The organism is Staphylococcus sp. GDY8P85P, from assembly GCF_017892405.1.
In the GTDB taxonomy this organism is placed as follows: Bacteria; Bacillota; Bacilli; order Staphylococcales; family Staphylococcaceae; genus Staphylococcus; species Staphylococcus borealis.
In genome coordinates this window covers 1-1,823 of record NZ_JAESLA010000056.1, presented here as the reverse complement: position 1 = coordinate 1,823, position 1,823 = coordinate 1, and the positions used below count along the sequence as shown (strand labels likewise).

General features: G+C 28.8%; 2 protein-coding genes and 1 pseudogene. All 3 read left to right on the top strand.

Going from position 1 to position 1,823, the window contains the following annotated elements:
* Nucleotides 1-550: pseudogene (locus tag KA828_RS11420) on the top strand (transposase); the annotation flags it as partial.
* Between the two features lie 266 nt (nt 551-816).
* The gene (locus tag KA828_RS11415; RefSeq protein ID WP_002434082.1) at nt 817-1,434 is read left to right on the top strand and encodes a CadD family cadmium resistance transporter; all 618 of its coding nucleotides are present in this window, start codon (nt 817-819) and stop codon (nt 1,432-1,434) included.
* 18 nt (nt 1,435-1,452) lie between these two features.
* Entirely contained in the window at nt 1,453-1,794 is a 342-nt protein-coding gene (locus KA828_RS11410; protein ID WP_031919605.1) for an ArsR/SmtB family transcription factor, read from the top strand.
* Nucleotides 1,795-1,823 lie beyond the last annotated feature (29 nt).

Genomic DNA, 1,823 nt, shown 5'->3' with positions numbered 1-1,823 from the left:
CAAAATTGGGACTATGACGAAATTAATGACGAATTCATTTGTCCGAATAATAAACGGCTAGGTTTTAAAAGATATGCCTATCGTCATGATAAGTATGGTTATAAGCGAGACTTCAAATTATATGAATGTGATGATTGTTCAGAATGTCCTCTGAAAAATCAATGTATGAACTTCAATTCAAAAACAAACAAAAAAATAATGAAGAATTATAACTGGGAATATTTTAAATCCCAAATTAACAAAAAGCTTTCAGAACCAGAAACAAAAAATATCTACAGTCAAAGAAAAATTGATGTGGAACCTGTTTTTGGATTTATGAAGGCTATTTTGGGTTTCACTCGGATGTCTGTCCGAGGACTCAATAAAGTCAAAAGAGAACTTGGTTTTGTATTAATGGCACTTAATATAAGAAAAGTAGTAGCTCAACCAGCTGAAAATAATCAAAAAATTTATAAAAAAGACAATTTCTATATCATTTCAATAGAAATTGTCTTTTATTCACTTATCCAAGAACTTTATGTCCCGGACTCATGTGGCATTGTACCATTAATGTAATAATGTGGCCTGTAAGACAAATATGAGGAGGGTTCTATAAGGTGCTTCTTATTATTGAAATTGTTAAAAAAACAAAATGCAATGAACTGACAAATTAAAATCGCTTTAAGTCGTATTCTCAAAGAATCTATAAATCACTCGTATATACACAGCCCCTTACTATCAGTTAAAGTGTCACTTTTCGGTTCTAATATTTATTATTCATAAGATATGCAATATATGATACAATTCATTCAAATGTATATTTGAATGAGGTGCTCTATGGTTCAGACTATTATAACTGCGGCAATACTTTATATTGCAACTGCGGTAGATTTATTAGTGATTTTATTAATATTTTTTGCTAGAGCAAAGACTAGAAAAGAATATAGGGATATTTATATAGGTCAATATCTAGGATCGATGATCCTCATATTAGTCAGTTTATTTTTAGCTTTTGTGTTAAATTATGTTCCAGAGAAATGGATATTAGGTTTATTAGGTTTGATCCCCATCTACTTAGGTATAAAAGTTGCTATTTATGATGATTGTGAAGGTGAAAAAAGAGCAAAAAAAGAATTAAACGAAAAAGGTTTGTCCAAATTAGTAGGGACTGTTTCTTTAGTGACAATTGCAAGTTGTGGTGCAGATAATATTGGTTTATTTGTCCCTTATTTTGTAGCATTGGATATTATTGAATTACTGACTACCTTAATTGTATTTTTAGTTTTAATTTTCTTTTTAGTATTCACAGCACAAAAACTAGCTAGAATTCCTGGTGTGGGTGAAATTGTTGAGAAATTCAGTCGTTGGATTATGGCTGTTATTTACATAGCATTGGGCTTATTTATTATTATTGAAAATGAAACCATACAAACGATATTAGGATTTATATTATAAATTAAGGTGTGACTTAATATGAGTAACAATAAAATTTGTGACGTCATTTGTGTTCATGAGGAAAAAGTGAATTATGCTTTAAGATTTTTAAATGAAGAAAAAACTCAACGACTTATCAATACATTATTAAAGATAAGTGATGAAAATAAGCTGAAAATTATATTAGCTCTAATTAAAGAGAAAGAATTATGTGTTTGTGACTTATCTATAACATTAGGTTTAAGTATAGCTTCAACATCGTATCATTTGAGAGCCCTTTATAAAAGAGACGTGCTGAATTTTTACAAGGATGGGAAAATGGTATACTATTATATCAAAGATATAGAAATGAAATCATTATTAATAAAAAGTATGACTTAAATATAAAGGGTTCTATAATAAATTGGACT